Origin of the sequence: Kangiella sp. TOML190 (genome assembly GCF_023706045.1) — a bacterium.
Taxonomy (GTDB): Bacteria; Pseudomonadota; Gammaproteobacteria; order Enterobacterales; family Kangiellaceae; genus Kangiella.
Map to the genome: position 1 here is coordinate 996381 of NZ_BQYL01000001.1, position 17580 is coordinate 1013960.

Annotated in this window: 14 protein-coding genes; 8 read left to right on the top strand and 6 right to left on the bottom strand. The window is 43.6% G+C overall.

What is annotated here, in order from left to right:
• The first annotated feature begins 47 nt into the window (after positions 1-47).
• The 6 genes from pilG (at position 48) to NFS34_RS04870 (ending at position 10375) form a co-directional block, all read left to right on the top strand.
• Positions 48-431 (top strand): twitching motility response regulator PilG, encoded by a 384-nt coding sequence (pilG, locus tag NFS34_RS04845; RefSeq protein ID WP_251358760.1) that lies wholly within the window; start codon positions 48-50, stop codon positions 429-431.
• Positions 432-513: 82 nt separating this feature from the next.
• Complete coding sequence (locus NFS34_RS04850; protein ID WP_251358761.1) at positions 514-879, top strand: response regulator transcription factor; 366 nt, start codon at positions 514-516, stop codon at positions 877-879.
• A gap of 3 nt (positions 880-882) precedes the next feature.
• Entirely contained in the window at positions 883-1440 is a 558-nt protein-coding gene (locus NFS34_RS04855) for a chemotaxis protein CheW (RefSeq protein WP_251358762.1), read from the top strand.
• A 52-nt stretch (positions 1441-1492) separates the two neighbouring features.
• Positions 1493-3790, top strand: coding sequence for a methyl-accepting chemotaxis protein (locus NFS34_RS04860; protein ID WP_251358763.1), 2298 nt, complete (start codon positions 1493-1495; stop codon positions 3788-3790).
• Positions 3791-3897: 107 nt separating this feature from the next.
• Positions 3898-9882 (top strand): Hpt domain-containing protein, encoded by a 5985-nt coding sequence (locus NFS34_RS04865; protein ID WP_251358764.1) that lies wholly within the window; start codon positions 3898-3900, stop codon positions 9880-9882.
• Between the two features lie 22 nt (positions 9883-9904).
• A complete protein-coding gene (locus NFS34_RS04870; RefSeq protein WP_251358765.1) occupies positions 9905-10375 on the top strand; it encodes a chemotaxis protein CheW in 471 nt (156 codons plus the stop codon).
• A gap of 25 nt (positions 10376-10400) precedes the next feature.
• Here NFS34_RS04870 and NFS34_RS04875 read toward each other — a convergent pair whose 3' ends face one another.
• The 4 genes from NFS34_RS04875 to coq7 all read right to left on the bottom strand — a co-directional run bounded on the left by NFS34_RS04875 (position 10401) and on the right by coq7 (position 14698).
• On the bottom strand, positions 10401-11132 hold the full coding sequence (locus tag NFS34_RS04875) for a 16S rRNA (uracil(1498)-N(3))-methyltransferase (protein ID WP_251358766.1): 732 nt from the start codon (positions 11130-11132) through the stop codon (positions 10401-10403).
• A 124-nt stretch (positions 11133-11256) separates the two neighbouring features.
• The gene (gene ahcY, locus NFS34_RS04880) at positions 11257-12654 is read right to left on the bottom strand and encodes an adenosylhomocysteinase (protein WP_251358767.1); all 1398 of its coding nucleotides are present in this window, start codon (positions 12652-12654) and stop codon (positions 11257-11259) included.
• 40 nt (positions 12655-12694) lie between these two features.
• Positions 12695-13858: a methionine adenosyltransferase gene (metK, locus tag NFS34_RS04885; RefSeq protein ID WP_285834446.1), complete on the bottom strand. Its 1164-nt coding sequence runs from the start codon at positions 13856-13858 to the stop codon at positions 12695-12697.
• 201 nt (positions 13859-14059) lie between these two features.
• A complete protein-coding gene (gene coq7 / locus NFS34_RS04890) occupies positions 14060-14698 on the bottom strand; it encodes a 2-polyprenyl-3-methyl-6-methoxy-1,4-benzoquinone monooxygenase (protein WP_251358768.1) in 639 nt (212 codons plus the stop codon).
• Positions 14699-14786: 88 nt separating this feature from the next.
• On the opposite strand from coq7, the gene NFS34_RS04895 reads away from it, so the two are divergent.
• Entirely contained in the window at positions 14787-16286 is a 1500-nt protein-coding gene (locus NFS34_RS04895; RefSeq protein WP_251358769.1) for an AAA family ATPase, read from the top strand.
• A gap of 23 nt (positions 16287-16309) precedes the next feature.
• Positions 16310-16906, top strand: a complete 597-nt coding sequence (locus NFS34_RS04900; RefSeq protein WP_251358770.1) for a glutathione S-transferase — start codon at positions 16310-16312, stop codon at positions 16904-16906.
• 105 nt (positions 16907-17011) lie between these two features.
• Here NFS34_RS04900 and NFS34_RS04905 read toward each other — a convergent pair whose 3' ends face one another.
• Together NFS34_RS04905 and NFS34_RS04910 are read right to left on the bottom strand one after the other, a co-directional pair.
• Positions 17012-17332 carry a YdbL family protein gene (locus NFS34_RS04905; RefSeq protein WP_251358771.1) on the bottom strand — a complete coding sequence of 107 codons (321 nt, stop codon included), beginning with the start codon at positions 17330-17332 and terminating at the stop codon, positions 17012-17014.
• 10 nt (positions 17333-17342) lie between these two features.
• Positions 17343-17531 (bottom strand): YnbE family lipoprotein, encoded by a 189-nt coding sequence (locus NFS34_RS04910; RefSeq protein WP_251358772.1) that lies wholly within the window; start codon positions 17529-17531, stop codon positions 17343-17345.
• Positions 17532-17580 lie beyond the last annotated feature (49 nt).

A 17580-nucleotide genomic window follows, 5' to 3' on the forward strand; every position in this document is an offset into this window, starting at 1 on the left:
GCTAACCTATTAATTAAATTAGCTATTTTAATTCGGGTATCCCAACAATGAGCGATTTATTTGCAGGACTGAAGGTCATGGTCGTGGACGATAGTAAAACTATCCGCCGGACGGCTGAAACTTTGCTTAAAAAACAAGGATGTGAGGTGGTCACCGGGGTCGATGGTTACGATGCCTTATCTAAGATTGCCGACTACAAGCCAGATATCATATTTATTGACATTATGATGCCGCGTTTAGACGGCTATCAAACTTGTGCCTTGGTAAAAAGCAATAAAGAATTTGGTAAAACTCCAATCATTATGCTGTCGAGTAAGGACGGTGTTTTTGATAAGGCCAAAGGACGTGTGGTGGGATCGGATAATTATCTAACTAAACCCTTTAGTCGTGACGAACTCTTGAATGCAATCAGTGGCCAATTAAGTGATTAGCCGGCAAAAATTAGTTATTCAAAAAATTTAATGAGTGATGTAAACATCACTACTCACATTTTAGCAAAGAGGTATTGAAGATATGGCGCGTGTACTAATTGTGGATGATTCACCCACAGAAGCTCATATCCTGACAGGTATTTTAGAAAAAAATGGTCATCAGGTAATCACGGCTCCCGATGGTGAGTCGGGCATCGTTTCGGCAAAGGCCAACAATCCTGATGTGATTTTAATGGACGTAGTGATGCCTGGCTTGAATGGCTTTCAGGCAACGCGTCAACTAAAACGCGATAACGCTACCTCTGGGATCCCGGTGATTATCGTGTCTACCAAATCTCAAGCCACAGACCGAGTCTGGGGGATGCGTCAAGGCGCTAACGACTATATCACCAAACCGGTAGATGAGTCGGCCTTGATGGAGTCGTTAAACAACGTGCTTGGTGGCTAATCTATGGCGAAGCGTAGCGGTAACAAGTCGATGGATGTAGTTGAACTCTTAGCTACCATTGAGCAACGTAGCCGCACTCACAAAGAATCGCTGCCGGAACACGATGTTCGCGGTACGTCTTTTTGGAGCGGCGTTAGCTTTCGCTTGAGCGGTGTTGATTATTTGGCTTCGCTCGATGAAATCCACGAAATTATTCCAATCCCAGAAACCACTAAGGTTCCTGGAGTTAAGCCTTGGCTAAAAGGTGTTGCCAATCTGCGCGGGGTCTTATTAACGCTGGTAGATTTGCAGGAATTTTTAGGCCGTCCCAGTTCGCGCAATGTACTCAATCAAAGGGTGTTGGTTTTAGACCAAAAGGGCTCTTATTTGGGTTTGATTGTGGATCAGGTTACCGGCATGCAGCATTTTGATAAAAATGATGTATTAGAAAAAGGCTTAACCGCCGATGCTGCGGTAGCGCCCTATGTGGTTGCTGCCTTTGAGAAAGAACAAGAAGTATGGCGAGTGTTCGGGATGAATGAGCTGGCGGAAAGTGCCGCGCTTCATCAAATCGCTGTCTAATCAATTTTTAGTTTTTAATTTTAGTTGTTGATCAACGTCTCGGGAGCAACTCATGAGTGAGACCAAAGTAAAACAGGGCAAACAAGGCTCTAACTTTATTATCGTATTATTGGTATTGGCGCTGATTGCATTCGCCGTCAATGCAATCTACGGTGCAATTCAGTCTGGTAATGTCGCTAAGCGGGTGGCACTAGCTTCAGAAATGAAGGTATTGTCGCAGCAGATTTCTACTAACGCTACCGAGGCCGCTAAGGGTACTCAAGCAGCGTTTGCGGATTTGGATACGGCGACCAATAAGTTCAACCAGAATTTACGTTATCTGATGGATGGTGATGCCACTTCTGGTTTGCCAGCTTCGCCTGCGGCGATCAAAAATAATCAGCTAACGCAGTTGAGTAACTTGTGGCAAACGGTCAATGAGAATACCGATAAAATCTTGGAAAACCGAGATGTGGTTAATCAGATGTTCAGTAACTCGCAAGAGTTAAATCAGCTGATCCCGAATTTGCAAAGCCAGTATGACAGCGTTATTGATACCCTTTTAGATTCTCGCGCCAGTGGTAGCGAAGTTCATCAAGCAACGCGTCAAAAATGGTTAGCTGAGCGGATTTCATCTGGCCTACAAAAAGTATTCCGTGGTGGTGAAGAAGCAAAGTTAGCATCGGAGAACTTTGGTCAAGACGTGGATACCTTTGGTGCTAACCTTGAAGGTCAGTTAAACGGTGATGAAATTTTAGAGGTTCGTCGTGTTGCCAACGCAAGCGCTCGCTCCGCGCTTGAGTCAATCGTCGACGTTTACCAAAACGTTAATGACCGAGTTGATTACATTGTATTTAGTACTCCAAAGTTATTTGAAGTACAGTCTGCATCGGATGCGATTTTCGCGAGTTCCGATGAACTATTACAAGATACTCAGAAAGTTGAAACGGCTTATACCAGCCAAACTACTAGCTTAACCGAGTTTGGTAGTATCGCAATTTCAGGTGCTTTATTCGCATTGGTTCTATTGTTGCTGGTGTTGTTGTACCTAAGTCAGCGTAAGGCGGAAAAATCACGCTTAAAAGAGTCAGAAGTTGCGGCGGAAAAAGAAAAAGAAGAAAACGCCCAGAACCAGGAAGCGATTATCCGATTGCTTGATGAGATCGACAGCTTGGCAGATGGTGACTTGACGGTAAAGGCAACCGTAACCGAGGACTTCACAGGTGCTATTGCTGACTCCTTTAACTTAACTATTGACCAGTTGCGTGGTGTGGTAGGAACCATTAACGATGCGGTAAAACAAGTATCGAAATCTACCGATGAAACTCAACAAACCTCGATGGCATTAGCCGAAGCTTCGCGCCAACAAGCGCAAGAAATTACCGGAGCTTCTGCCGCGATTAATGAGATGGCTGCTTCGATCGAGCAGGTATCTACCAACGCATCTGAATCTTCTCAGGTTGCGGAAAAATCGGTAGAAATCGCCAAAAAAGGCGGAGCGGTTGTACGAAATACGATTAAAGGGATGGATACCATTCGTGAGCAGATTCAAGAAACCTCGAAACGTATTAAGCGTCTTGGTGAGTCGTCGCAAGAGATTGGTAACATCGTATCTTTGATTAACGATATTGCTGACCAAACCAACATTCTGGCACTAAACGCAGCGATTCAGGCATCGGCGGCAGGTGAAGCCGGTCGTGGTTTCGCGGTTGTTGCGGATGAGGTACAACGACTGGCGGAACGTTCTGGTAACGCAACTAAGCAGATTGAAGCGCTAGTAAAAACCATTCAGAATGATACTAACGAAGCAGTAATCTCGATGGAAGATACCACCTCTGAAGTTGTTCGCGGTGCTCGTTTGGCGCAAGACGCGGGTGTTTCTCTAGAAGAAATTGAAAACGTATCGACCAATCTGGCAGATTTGATTCAATCGATTTCAAACGCTGCACGCCAACAGGCAGCTTCCGCAGGTCACGTATCTAATACCATGACCATTATTCAGGAAATTACTTCACAAACTTCTGACGGTACTACAGAAACTGCTCGCTCGATTGGTGAGTTGGCTGAACTTTCTGAAGGTTTGCGTCGTTCGGTTGCCGGCTTTAAGTTGGACTCTAGTAACGAAGATTACTATGGTGCTGACGCGGCTGCTAGCCAACAGTATGACGAAGTCTCGATCGAGGATATGCTCGAGCAAACCGAAGAAGATATGATGGAAGCTGAAAGAGAGTTTGAGGATGTTGAACAGCAAATCGATGAACTTGATGAAGACTTATCAAAAGAAGAGCCGCAAATGAGCGAAGAATCTGATTTTGATGATTTAGAAGAGTTGTTTGCTGAAGAAACTGAATCAACTGAAAAAACTCTTTAATTCAGTTCGATAATTTGATTTAGAACTCCAAGGTTGGAGTTCTAAGAAATGTTCCATACTTCAAACTCTTAAATAAGAATAATCTTGAAGTTAATAACGGTGTGAAGATGAGCGATAGTCAAACCAAAGTAGCTTTAAATTGGGTACGTCCAGAAATCGAAAGTACGTTTGAGCAGGCGCAGGCCGCGATCAATGCTTACGCTGAAAACGAGTCAGATAAAACTCAAATCCATTTTTGTACAAATTGTATGCACCAAATTCGTGGCACCTTGCAGATGCTCGAATTTAATGGCGCTGCTATGTTGGCGGAAGAAATGGAAGCGTTATCGGAAGCTATTGGAGACGATAAGGTTCAATCCAAATCTCAGGCTTATGAGGTTTTTCTATCTGCTGCATTACGTTTCAAAAGTTATTTAGCTCGTTACGCTGAAGATAAACCAGATTTGCCGATCATTTTAATGCCTATCGTTAACGATATGCGCACTTGCCGTAAACAAGAGTTAGTTGGTGCTGGTAGTTTTGTGGATATTAATACTGCCGAAGTGACACCAGAAGTATCGGATGAAAAGTTACAACTTTCTGGCGATATTAATCGTGAAGTTAAACAAATTCGAGCGGATTATCAGCAGGCCCTAGTCGGTTTTTTAAAACAAGATTCGCAAGACGACCTGAAGAAAATGACTGCCTCGGTAAAAACTTTATGGCAGCTTGGAGAGCGAGTTCCTTATAGTACTTTATGGTGGGTGAGTCATGTTTTCCTAAACCATATTGATCAGCATGCTGAATTAAGTAATGTTGCTATTAAAGGTTTGTGCTCAAAGGTTGATCGTCGTATCAAAGATTTAATTGAGCAAAATACGGATCAAGAACAGGCCGATTTATTACTCAATAATTTGTTGTTTTACATTGCCCAATTCGATAGCGAAGATCCGCAAGTTAAAACTGTCCAAGACAAATATCAACTAAAGAGTCTTATTGAGTCTTTAGGCGACTATCAAAACGAAGCTGAAAGTTTGCATGGTCCCGATACGGATAGCATTAAAGTGGTGTTAAAAGTTATCAAAGACGACTTAGATGATATTAAAGAGTCGTTAGATCTCTACATTCGAACCCAGTCGGAAGAGAGAGAGCCACTAGAAGCACTTTTGCCTAATATGCAAAAGATCTCTGACACCATGGCAATTTTGAATTTAGCTCGGTCGCGTTCCTTGATCCAAGAACAGATGTCGGCAGTAAATGCGCTACTGGATATGCAGTCATCGGATCGAGGTCAAGGCTTAATTTCGGTTGTTGAGTCGGTTTTAAAGCTCGAGGATTACATTAACCGAGCAATGGAGAAAACGGGTCAGCAGCTAGCCAGAGAAGCAGATTCTGATAGCGAAGAAGAATCCTTGCAAGTGGTTAACGCTCGTTACCAGCTTATACAAGAATCACGTAGTAACTTACAAAGAGTCAAGGATGCCATTTCCGACTATTTAGAGGAAGATCATCGTATCCCTCGTTTGGAACCAGTACCCGATTTATTGAGTGAAGTGGAAGGTGCTTTAGAGTTCTCTAAACTTGAAGTATTAAAAGATGTAGTCATTAAAACTAAAGATTTTACTGCGGATTTTTTGATTGATAAGCAAGTGGTTTTAAGCGAGCAAGAAGTGATAAATCTTGCTGATGCTATTAGTAGTGTTGATTATTACCTAGAAGGTTTGCTGTCATCAGGCTTGCACGGGCTACCAAGAGTATTACAAAAGGCTGTGGTCAGTATTGATGAGCTTTATGGCCATTACGCCAAAGTCGATGAAGAGCCTGTTCCAGTACTTGACGATGCCATTGTCATGCCTGAGATTGAATTGGTGGCTGAGTCTGAGCCAGAAGAAGATTTGATCGACGACAATTTGATTGATGATGAAGTGCGAGAAATCTTTATCGAAGAAGCCGAAGAAGTCCTGGCCGAGTTACAAGAACTAGTGCCTAGCTACCGTAAAGATCAGTCGCAAGTAGAGGTGCTTTCGACGATTCGTCGCAGCTACCATACCTTAAAAGGTAGCGGTCGAATGGTAGAAGCCGAAGAAATTGGCGAGTTGAGTTGGTCGGTTGAGACCATGCTTAACCGCTTGATTGACAACAGCATAGAATATAGTCCTGCTTTATTACTAACCTTAGAGGAAGTGACCGCTAAGCTGCCAGCGATGGTTGAGGATTTTGCCCTAGGCAGAAAATCACATTACCCTCAAGTATTAGCAGATCGTGCGCAGAGAATTGCTCGTGGTGAGATCATCACCGATCTAAGTGCTGAAGAGGCTGTAACCGAACCTGAGCAAACCCCTGAAGAAGAGTTATTCGAAGTCTTCAAACAGGAAGCTGAAGGTCATGTGACTAATCTTGAAATGTTTGCGAATCAGCGCGTTCAAGGTATTACTCAAAGTCACGTTAGCGATAATTTATTGCGCTCCTTGCATACTCTAAAAGGGGTAGCTCACGTTTCTAATATTGAATCGCTGAAGAATGTGATAGTGCCTGTAGAAGCCTATTTCCAAGAGTTAAGAACGCGCGAGTTAATGGCTGAAACCGAAGATATGGTATTGGTTGCTCATACCAAGGATTTGCTAAGACACATTATTGAGCAGCCAGAAGACCAGCAAGTTATCGAAGCTCACGAGAAAGAAATTTATCAACAAGTCTCGCAGCTGCAGTTGCGTTTTGATGAAGAACTGCAAGCCGAAGAAGATACTGGCCGCGATCCAGAGCTTATTAAAGATTTGTTCAATATCGCTGCCGATGTGCTTAATGACTTTAAAACTATCCGCTTAGAAAAATTGGCAGAAGAAGAACGCCGCGATCAAGTGTCTTATTTGATGGCTTCCAATGATCGTTTAGACTCAATTCTCGATATGGCTGAGTTGCCAGAGATTTCGGTAGTGACAACTGCTATAGGTGGTGCGCTCCAGAAAAATCTTGCGGCAAATCATGTGGATACTAGTTTGGATGAATTGATCGCTGAGGCTAGTGAACAATTAGAGAACCAATTCGATTGTTTAGCAGCCAACTTATCTATTCCAGAAGTACCAACTTTAGTTGAAAAATTCGATTTGTGGCAACCGCTTGAAGAAGTAGCCGAAGAAGTAGCCGAAGAAGTAGCCGAAGAAGTAGCTGAAGAAGTAGCTGAAGAAGTGGCTGAAGAAGTGGCTGAAGAAGTGGCTGAAGAAGTGGCTGAAGAAGTGGCTGAAGAAGTGGCTGAAGAAGTGGCTGAAGAAGTGGCTGAAGAAGTGGCTGAAGAAGTAGCCGAAGAAGTGGCTGAAGAAGTGGCTGAAGAAGTGGCTGAAGAAACTCCGGAAGAAATGGATGAAGAGATTCTGGAGATCTTTGTCGAAGAAGCCGAAGAGATATTCGCTACTGATACCGATTTGCTAGAGCAGTGGCAACAAAACCCGGCTGATTCAGTAGTTATAGTCGAGTTACAGCGTAATTTACATACCTTAAAAGGTAGTGCTCGAATGGCTGGTTTCAGTGAAATTGGTGATTTGGCTCACGGCCTAGAAGATCTTTATACCGATATTAACGATAAATTATTTGCTGCCACTCCAGAGGCTGTGCAGTTAGCGCAGGCTGCTGAAGACCGGTTGATGGAAATGTTTAGTGCTCGTAAGCAAGGCCATGTATTGCCAGAAGATAATGGTTTGTTGGCGGCGATTAATGAGTTTATCGAGCATGCTAAAGCTGCCAAGCCGGAAGATACGGCGGAAGAGGCAGTTGAAGAAATTGCCGAAGAAACAGAAGCCTTGTGGGATAAAGAGTTGGCTGAAATCTTCTTGTCTGAAGCTAACGAACTGTTGGCTACCTATGACGAATCGATTGCTGCTTGGTCAAAAGATATGGCAAAAGTCGATGAGCTCAAGCCTGCTTTAAGATACTTACATACTTTAAAAGGTGGTGCTCGCCTATCGACTCTATCTTCTATTGCTAATGTGGCAGAAAAATCGGAAAAAGTGGTTGAACTATTAACACTAGATCCGCGTATGGGGCAGTCTCGCTGGAGAGATTTATTAGTCCACACCCACGAAAAGCTGCACGCCATGGTGACCGATGTTCGTAGCGGTAAGTTACCTGAAGACGACGATAAATTCTTAGCTCAATTAGAAAATGATATTGCAACCATTAAGGCGCAGCTTGAGCAGCTTCGTCAAAGACAAGAAGAGCCAACCGATGAGCAGGTTGATGTTAAAGTGGTTTCTTTGGTTGAGCGTCAGAAGCAAAAAGAAGACTCAGTTAAAGAGGCAGAAACGCGCGATGTGATTCGGGTGCGCTCAGAAGTGCTTGATAATTTGGTGAACCTTTCAGGGGAAGCCTCGATTTTAAGAGCGCGTCTAGAGCAACAAATTGGCGACATGAACTTTAACTTGAATGAGGTAGGTTCAACCGTTGACCGTTTACGTGATCAGTTGCGTAATCTTGAAATCGAAACCGAAGCGCAAGTGTTGTATCGTCGAGAAGTTGCTGGGGTTGATTTTGATGAGTTCGATCCCTTGGAGATGGACCGCTATACCCGACAGCAAGAATTAACGCGCTCCTTATTGGAGGCGGCCAGTGACTTGGTTTCTTTGCAAGAAACTTTGCAGACCAAACTTGGTGATACAGAGGCAGCTTTATTACAACAATCTCGAATTAATACTGAATTACAAGAGCGTTTGATGCGCACTCGGATGGTTCCCTTTAATAGTATCGAGAGCCGTTTAAACCGTATGGTTCGCCAAATATCCAGCGAACTTGGTAAAAAGGTAAAACTAAATCTTCGTTCCGAAGGCGAGATGGATAGAACGGTGATCGAGCGAATGGTTGCACCACTCGATCATATGCTAAGAAATGCGATTGACCACGGCATCGAGTCGGAAGCTGAGCGTAAAAAAGCTGGTAAAGCTGCTGTCGGTAATATCGATTTAGCGCTAGAGCGTCGTGGTAATGAAGTATTTATCCGGTTATCTGATGATGGCGCCGGTATACATAAAGAAAAAGTTAAAGCGCGTGCCGTGGCGCAGGGTATGATCGATGAGTCTTACCAGCCAACCGATCGAGAGCTGTACCGGTTGATTCTACAAGCAGGATTTTCGACCGCCGAAGAGGTTACTCAAATCTCAGGTCGAGGTGTTGGTATGGATGTGGTGCACAGTGAAATTCTCCAACTTGGTGGCTCGCTGGCAATTCAATCGGAAGAAGGTCAGGGTACTAGCATGACGGTTCGTCTGCCCTTTACCTTATCTTCGAATCAGTCGTTAATGGTCAAAGTAAAAGGCGAGAATTACGCAATACCACTTTCCAATATTACTACTGTAGCGCGCGTTCCGGCGGATGAGTTGCGTCGTATTTATCTCGATCCTAAGGCGACTTTTAGCCATTTAGGTCAAGAGTATGAGTTGCGCTATTTGGGTCAGATCCTAGATCGCAATTCACAAGTAATGGCACCGACCGAAGAGATGGTACCCGTCTTAATTATCGAAGGTGAAGATAAGCCCATTGCCGTTCAGGTCGATGAATTGCTTGGCTCTCGTGAGGTTGTGGTTAAGTCTGTTGGCCGACAGTTAAGTACGGTTCCGGGTATTTCCGGAGCTTCCATCTTGGGTGATGGTAGCGTGGTTTTAATTCTGGATATGCAAACACTGGTTGATCGATTCCACGAGTGGGATTTCTCGAAGACCACTGAAATTTCAGAAGAAGTGGTGGTCGAAGATCAGATCCCAACAGTTATGGTGGTGGACGATTCGATTACGGTACGCAAAGTAACCTCGCGCTTATTGCAACGTCATCAATATAAAGTGGTTACTGCCAAAGATGGTGTTGACGCGGTGACTCAGTTAAATGATGTGATTCCTGACGTGATGTTGCTGGATATCGAAATGCCACGAATGGATGGTTTCGAGTTGGCTAGTTTGATTCGTCACGACTCTCGTTTAAAGCATATTCCGATTATCATGATTACTTCCAGAACGGGTGAGAAACACCGCCAGCGAGCAGAAGAAATTGGGGTTAATGATTACTTAGGTAAGCCTTATAACGAAGAAAACCTTTTAAGCACCATCGAAAATATGTTGGATGTTACTTCCTAAGGTTACAATTTAAGAGTTAAGTATGAGTAAAAAGAAAAAAGTCTCGGAAGTTTTTAGTTTTTTGATCCCCATGCAACAGGATCACTTATTGATGCCCAACGAAGCAGTGGCAGAAATCGTGCCTTTTATGAATGTATCTTTATTTTCCGGAGTGGAAGAGAATAAAGAATGGCACATTGGTAACTTAGCTTGGCGTAATATGACTATTCCAGTAATTTCGTTAGAGCGAGTGCATGGGCAACAGGATATTGGTGATATCCGCCGCTCAAGAATTGCGGTAATTTATACCTTAAATGGCAACCAAGAAGTTCCCTATTTGGCTTTGACAGTGCGCGGTATCCCACGGGTTATTCCCATTGATGAAAACAATAGCGCTATGGAAAATGCTAAGCCTAAAGAAAAAGGTATTTCTGCATGGGTTACCGTAGGTGAGCAAAAAGCCTTGATCCCTGATATGGATGCGTTAGAGGAGCTGGCGAAAAGCGTTGCTTAAGTCTTGAGCAAGCTTATGGTTAGAATTAAAAGTCGCCCCATAAAGCATTAATCGAAGCAACGGCAGCTAAGGCCGCCGTTTCTGTTCTTAAGATCCGCGGTCCCAAAAACACCGGCGTGCCTTTCAAGTCTTGGATTTGTGCAACTTCGCTTTCACTAAAGCCACCTTCAGGGCCTACCCACAACTGAATTTCGTGTGCTAAATCTGGTTTATTCAGTAGGCGAAACGAGGTGTCGCTGTGTGGATCTAGAAAATAACTTTGACTTGAGAAGTGCTCGAGAGCTTCTTGCCAAGTTTGCACGGAACTGAGTTGCGGGATAATATTTCTGCCCGACTGTTCGCAAGCACTGATAATAACCTTGTGCCAATGCTCATGTTTTTTTTGCCAACGCTTTCGATCAAGCTTAACACCACAACGTTCCGTGATAATCGGGGTGAACTTTGCTATTCCCAACTCAACCCCCTTCTGAAAAGTCAGATCCATCTTATCGCCGCGCGAAACCCCCTGAAACAAATGAATCTTTAATGGTGATTCGTTAGTAGAGCTTTGTTTGTCACTAACTAACACTTCGACTCGATTTTTGTCTAGACTAGAGATCGTAGCGCTATACAAATAACCATCACCATTGAACAGGTGAAGTGGCGCTCCTAGGTTTAAGCGTAGTACCTTGCCCACATGGTTACTAGCAGCTTTATCAAGAACAATATTCTCGCCAATAGATAAAGCAGTGTTGACATAAATTCGATTAATGCGCATAAATTCAGTTATAACTTTCGCCTAAGTCGCAAAGGTGTAGAAAGTTTAAAAGGCGTTAAAGAGTTTAGAAAGTATAGCATTAAAAAAGCCAGCGTTAAGCTGGCTTTAATCGATAAACTCTTAATTAATAGCGGTAATGCTCCGGCTTGTAAGGACCGTCCACTTTAACGTTAATGTAATCGGCTTGCTCTTTTGAGAGCTCGGTTAATTGTGCACCGATACGCTCAAGGTGCAAGCGAGCAACTTTTTCATCCAAGTGCTTTGGTAACACATAAACATCTTGCTTGTACTTCTCGCCATGCTGCCACAATTCGATTTGCGCCAACACTTGGTTGGTGAAAGAATTAGACATAACAAAACTTGGGTGGCCAGTGGCGCAACCTAAGTTTACTAAGCGGCCTTGGGCTAACAAGATAATGCGCTTACCATCTTCGAAGATAACATGATCGACTTGATCTTTAATGTTTTCCCACTGACACTTTTCTAAACCTGCAACGTCAATTTCGTTATCGAAGTGACCAATATTACAAACAATGGCTTGGTCTTTCATACGCTCCATATGATCAAAACGAATCACATCTTTGTTACCAGTGGCAGTAACAAAAATATCCGCTTGTTCGATAACGCCAGCCTCTTCCATGTTAACCACACGATAGCCTTCCATTGAAGCTTGTAAAGCGCAGATGGGGTCAATTTCTGTGACCCATACGTTAGCGCCAAGACCACGCAGTGATTGAGCCGAGCCTTTGCCCACATCGCCAAAACCACATACGATGGCAACTTTGCCAGCAACCATCACGTCGGTGGCACGCTTAATACCGTCAACTAACGATTCGCGACAACCGTATAAATTATCGAATTTAGATTTCGTCACCGAATCGTTAACATTAATGGCAGGGAAGGGTAATTCTCCTTTATCGCGTAATTGGTATAAACGCGCCACGCCAGTAGTGGTTTCTTCAGTCACGCCCTGAATGTTAGCTAAAGTACGCGAATAAAAATCCGAATCTTCTTTTAGTTTCGCTTTAATCGAATTAAACAAAGCAACTTCTTCTTCGCTGGCAGGATTATCTAAAACGGATAGTTCTTTTTCAGCGCGAGTACCGATGATTAACAACATGGTTGCATCACCACCATCATCCAAAATCATATTTGGCGTACTGCCATCGTGCCAAGTCATTAAGCGGTGGGTATAATCCCAATACTCTTCAAGAGTTTCGCCTTTGTAAGCAAATACGGGAATACCTTGATCGGCAATTGCTGCGGCTGCGTGATCTTGAGTTGAGAAGATGTTACAAGAAACCCAGCGTACTTCAGCACCTAATTCGATTAGGGTTTCGATTAACATGGCGGTTTGGATGGTCATGTGCAATGAGCCAGCAATACGCGCACCTTTGAGCGGTTTTTCGTTGCCATACTCTTCACGAATAGCCATCAAGCCCGGCATTTCACTTTTAGCGATTTCTATTTCTTTATGACCCCAAGGAGCCAAACTAATATCTTTAACAATATAATCAGACATAATATTCTCTTTAAATTCTCGTTTAAGGCTATATAAACAGCTACTGAATTCCAGCAGCGGCGCGTAAAGCCTCTGCTTTGTCGGTTCTTTCCCAACTAAAAGTCTCTTCGGTGCGACCAAAGTGGCCGTACGCGGCAGTTGGTAAGTAAATTGGTTTTAATAAATCCAGCATATTTAAAATACCTACAGGTCGCAGATCAAAATGATTGCGCACTAACTCGGTTAAACGTTTTTCAGAAACTTTACCCGTGCCAAAGGTATTGATGCTGATCGAGGTTGGCTCAGCAACCCCGATAGCATAAGACACTTGAATTTCACAACGATCAGCAAGACCTGCGGCAACGATATTCTTGGCCACATAACGACCTGCATAAGCTGCGCTACGATCGACTTTAGAAGGGTCTTTGCCCGAGAAAGCTCCGCCACCGTGACGTGCCATACCGCCATAAGTATCGACGATAATTTTACGTCCGGTTAAACCGCAGTCGCCCATCGGGCCACCGATCACGAAATTACCGGTAGGGTTAATAAAATATTGGGTATCTTTTGAGAGCCACTTTTGCGGCAATACTGGTTTGATGATTTCTTCCATCACCGCTTCTTGTAAGTCGCTATGCTTGATGCCGTCTCTATGCTGAGTAGATAAAACTACCGCATCAATGGCCACTGGCTGGTTATCTTGATAGCGGAAAGATAATTGACTCTTGGCATCTGGGCGCAACCAATCAAGGGTACCATTTTTACGCACCTCTGCTTGACGTTGAACTAAACGGTGAGAAAAAGTGATCGGCGCTGGCATCAACACATCGGTTTCGTTTGAGGCATAGCCGAACATTAATCCTTGATCGCCGGCACCTTGATCTTCAGGCTTGTCGCGATCCACCCCTTGCGCAATATCGGGACTTTGCTTGCCAATAGCGTTTAATACCGCACAAGATTCCCAGTCAAAGCCCATATCCGAGCCGTTATAGCCAATGCGACGAATAGTTTGGCGAGCAATATCTTCAATATCGACCCACGCCGTTGTAGTTACTTCACCTGCCACCACCACCATGCCGGTTTTGACCATGGTCTCAACCGCTACTCGAGCGTTAGGATCTTGGGCGATAATCGCATCCAGTACCGCATCAGAGATCTGATCGGCAACTTTATCTGGATGGCCTTCTGAAACCGATTCAGAAGTAAAAACTGAATTAATAGTCATTAATTTTCTATACCTGAATTTTTGGCTGCTCAAAAATGATAGTTTTGATGAGAAAGCCTGAATTTAGTGTGAAAAGTGCGCAAATTTTACCCTGTTTAGACGCTTAAATCACGGAATATTACAGTTAGCGCTGCATATAAGGCACTGCTTAATAAGGATTTTCTAAACTAGCGATAGCACTGATGAATGTGGCTTTTCTGATTAGATATAGTAAACGCTTTTGGTCATCACTTTGGACATCAGTCCCATGGCGCTTTTTATCGGCTTAGGTAGCTCTGCAGCACCATGATGAATGGCGTTGGCGGCGTGTTGTAATTCTTCTTGATGCATTTGCTTTAGGATGGCGCGGCTTTTATGGTCTTGCTCAGGTAGCTTGTCTAAATGGCTTTCCAAATGTTTTCCCACCTGTTGTTCCGTTTCAGCGACAAAGCCAAGGCTCCATTTATCGCCTGCAAGGCCTGCAATAGCGCCAATGGTAAAAGATCCTGCGTACCAGAGCGGATTTAACAGGCTTTCACGACTGTCCAACTCTTTGATCCGCTCGCTACACCAAGCTAAATGATCCACCTCTTCCTTAGCCGCTTGTTCCATTTCCTGCCGAATATCCGGCAACTTAGCGGTTAAGGCTTGGCCTTGATAGAGCGCTTGAGCGCAGACTTCGCCTGTATGGTTGATACGCATCAAACTGGCAGCATGTCGGCTTTGTTGCTCGCTTAGCTCAGGTTGTTCGATATTAGCCGCTGGATTGGCGCGAGTTTGCGCATCATAAACCCCAAAGGTGGTTTTCAAGGCCGAATCGGCAACATTACAAAGGCGATCAAAAAAGCTAAATTGGCGCATTTTTCTGGTAAGCTATGGCAAATTGATTCTTTAATTTTGCCTTTATTGGCATCAAATAACAATAACAGCACAAGAAAATACCAAAGCAATGGCCTCAAAAACCGAACAAAACGATCTGACCTTATTAATCAAATCTAAAAACCCCATTATTGTCATCGAAACGCATGAAGAAGAGCGCGCGCTGGAGCTATTAGCCCGAATCTCGATTGTTTTAGGACAGCCCTTATTTGGTTGGCACTTGACAGAAGGCTTGCGTCGAACCGAGTTAAAAGAAGATGCGATGGCGGCATTGCCAGGAACCGAAGATCCGATTAAGTGTTTGCAACACATTAAGAAAATGCAACGCAAAGGGATTTATGTGTTATGCGATTACCACCCTTTTTTAGATAAGGAGCACCCACAGAATATTCGCCTAATCAAAGATATTGCACAAGATTTTCCACTATTCCAACAAACCTTGGTGTTTATTAGCCATCAAATAGAGCTGCCAAAGGAAGTTAAGCGCTTCGGTGCCCGCTTTGAGCTAGAGCTGCCTGATCCGGCCCAGCTTGAAAAAATGATCCGACAAGAAGCGGCCAAATGGTCCGTCAACAACGGTGGTATTAAGGTTCGTACGGATAGGGCTATTATGCAACGCTTAGTGCAAAATCTTACTGGCCTTACTTATGCGGATGCGCGACAAATTATTCGTAATATTATTTATGACGATGGCGCTATTACCGAAGATGAAATGGAGTCGGTGAATCGCGCTCGTTATCAATTGTTGGATCTGGAAGGCGCGGTACATTATGAATATGAAACGGCGCATTTTAAAGAAGTTGGCGGTATGAACCGACTCAAAGATTGGTTAGAGTTGCGCAAAAAAGTGTTTTTGCAGGCGAATGATTTTGCTCTCGATAAGCCTAAAGGGATCATGTTAGTTGGTGTGCAAGGTGGTGGCAAATCCTTAGCGGCCAAAGCGGTAGCTGGGATGTGGGGAGTGCCGCTGCTACGGCTAGATTTTGGTGCGCTTTATAACAAATGGCATGGTGAGAGCGAGAAGAATTTACGTGATTCCTTAAAGTTAGCGGAAATGATGTCGCCATGTGTGCTGTGGCTAGATGAAGTGGAAAAGGGAATTTCAACTGGCGATAATGAGGGTGGCACTTCGAAACGAGTGTTAGGCACTTTGTTGACTTTTATGCAGGAAAATCAGTACCCAATTTTTATGGTGGCAACGGCTAATGACATTAGCGCACTGCCACCGGAGTTTGTGCGTAAAGGACGACTGGATGAGATCTTTTTTGTAGATTTACCTGACAATCAAACGCGCCAAGAAATTTTTAAAATTCATTTGTCTAAACGCAAACAGGTACATCTGGAGTTTGATGTATTAAAGTTGGCCGAAGCGACCGAAGGTTTTAGTGGTGCAGAAATCGAGCAGGCTATTGTTGCAGGCTTGTATGCTTCACTTTATTCCGATCAGTCTTTGGATACGCAAACTATTTTAAACGAAATTATCGCGACCAGTCCTTTGTCGCAAGTGATGTCCGAGAAGATGCAAGCGCTGAGAGCTTGGGCTGAAGGGCGGGCGGTTATTGCCAACTAATCGAGTATCGAGAGGAATTGTCTATGAAACTCATCTATTCAACGGCATCACCTTATGCTAGAACCACACGAATTGCCGTGCGTGAGTTAGGTTTGCAGGAACAGGTGGAAGAAATTTTCCAGCATCCGTTTGAAGATCCTGCGCAGCTTATCAGCTTTAACCCCTTGTGCAAAGTGCCTTGTTTAATTGACGACAAAGGCAATGGCATTTTTGATAGTGAGGTCATTTGCGAGTATTTAGATGCTCAATCAGGCAATCAGTTATTTAAAGAGATTCATCAAGACTGGCACTTAAAAACTTTGTATTCATTAACACGCGGTATTTTAGATTCCTGTGTCGCTTGGCAGCAGGATAAGATGCGAGGTAAGGCTGGGGAATCGGAGTTTTGGCAAAAGCGCTTTATCAGCAGTATTGAACGTGGTTTGAATTATTTACAAAAACAATTAGCGAGTTTTCCTGAGCAAGTTTCGGCATTGCAGATTAATTTAGTGGTGATTTTGGATTACTTAGCTTTTCGTCATTCAGAGTATGAATGGACAGAGCGTCATCCGGAGCTAATTGAATGGCATCAGATTTGGCAGCAGCGACCGGCAATGCTTGATACTTTTCCAACGGCATAAACATCAAAAAGGCCTCGAGTGAGGCCTTTTGACGAAAGCAGAAGTAACACTATGAGCGTTTGATTCTTCTACTTCTTAACTTAACTATTGCTACTACTACAAAGGTTACTTCTTAACCCAGCTGCCTGAAACATTCACATAATGGCCTTTTTCAGTTTTTTCGATATTGCGCTTAGCGGCAATTTTCTCAACTTCCGTTAAAGGGATATTGTTTTTCTTAGCCTGTTTTAGGTAAATGGCCTTGCGCTTAACGTTGACATCGGCAACTAATTTTTTTGCATCCGCATTGGCGTTAGAGGAGACTAATCCAACATAGCCATTAGCCAGTTCGCCAATAACCCCTTGTGATTTGAGATCGCCGATGGATGCTGCCAATACGGTGCCACTAAATAAAATACTGGTTAAGAATAGTGTTAATTTTTTCATGGGTTTCTCCCTAGAATAAGCCTGAGTCTTCGCTTAGCGCTTTGTCTAATTCTTTTTCAACACGCACAACAATTTCATGTTGAATTTTAATGTTGGCTTCAATTTTTATCGGCTCTTTCGGCGCTTCGATGCGGACAGTTGGGTTGCATGCTGTCGCAAAAAAAAGTGCCATCGATAATAAGGGTATTAGCTTTTTCATGCTCATCTCGGTATAAAAAGTTAAGTCATTATAGACTAGCATAAAAAAA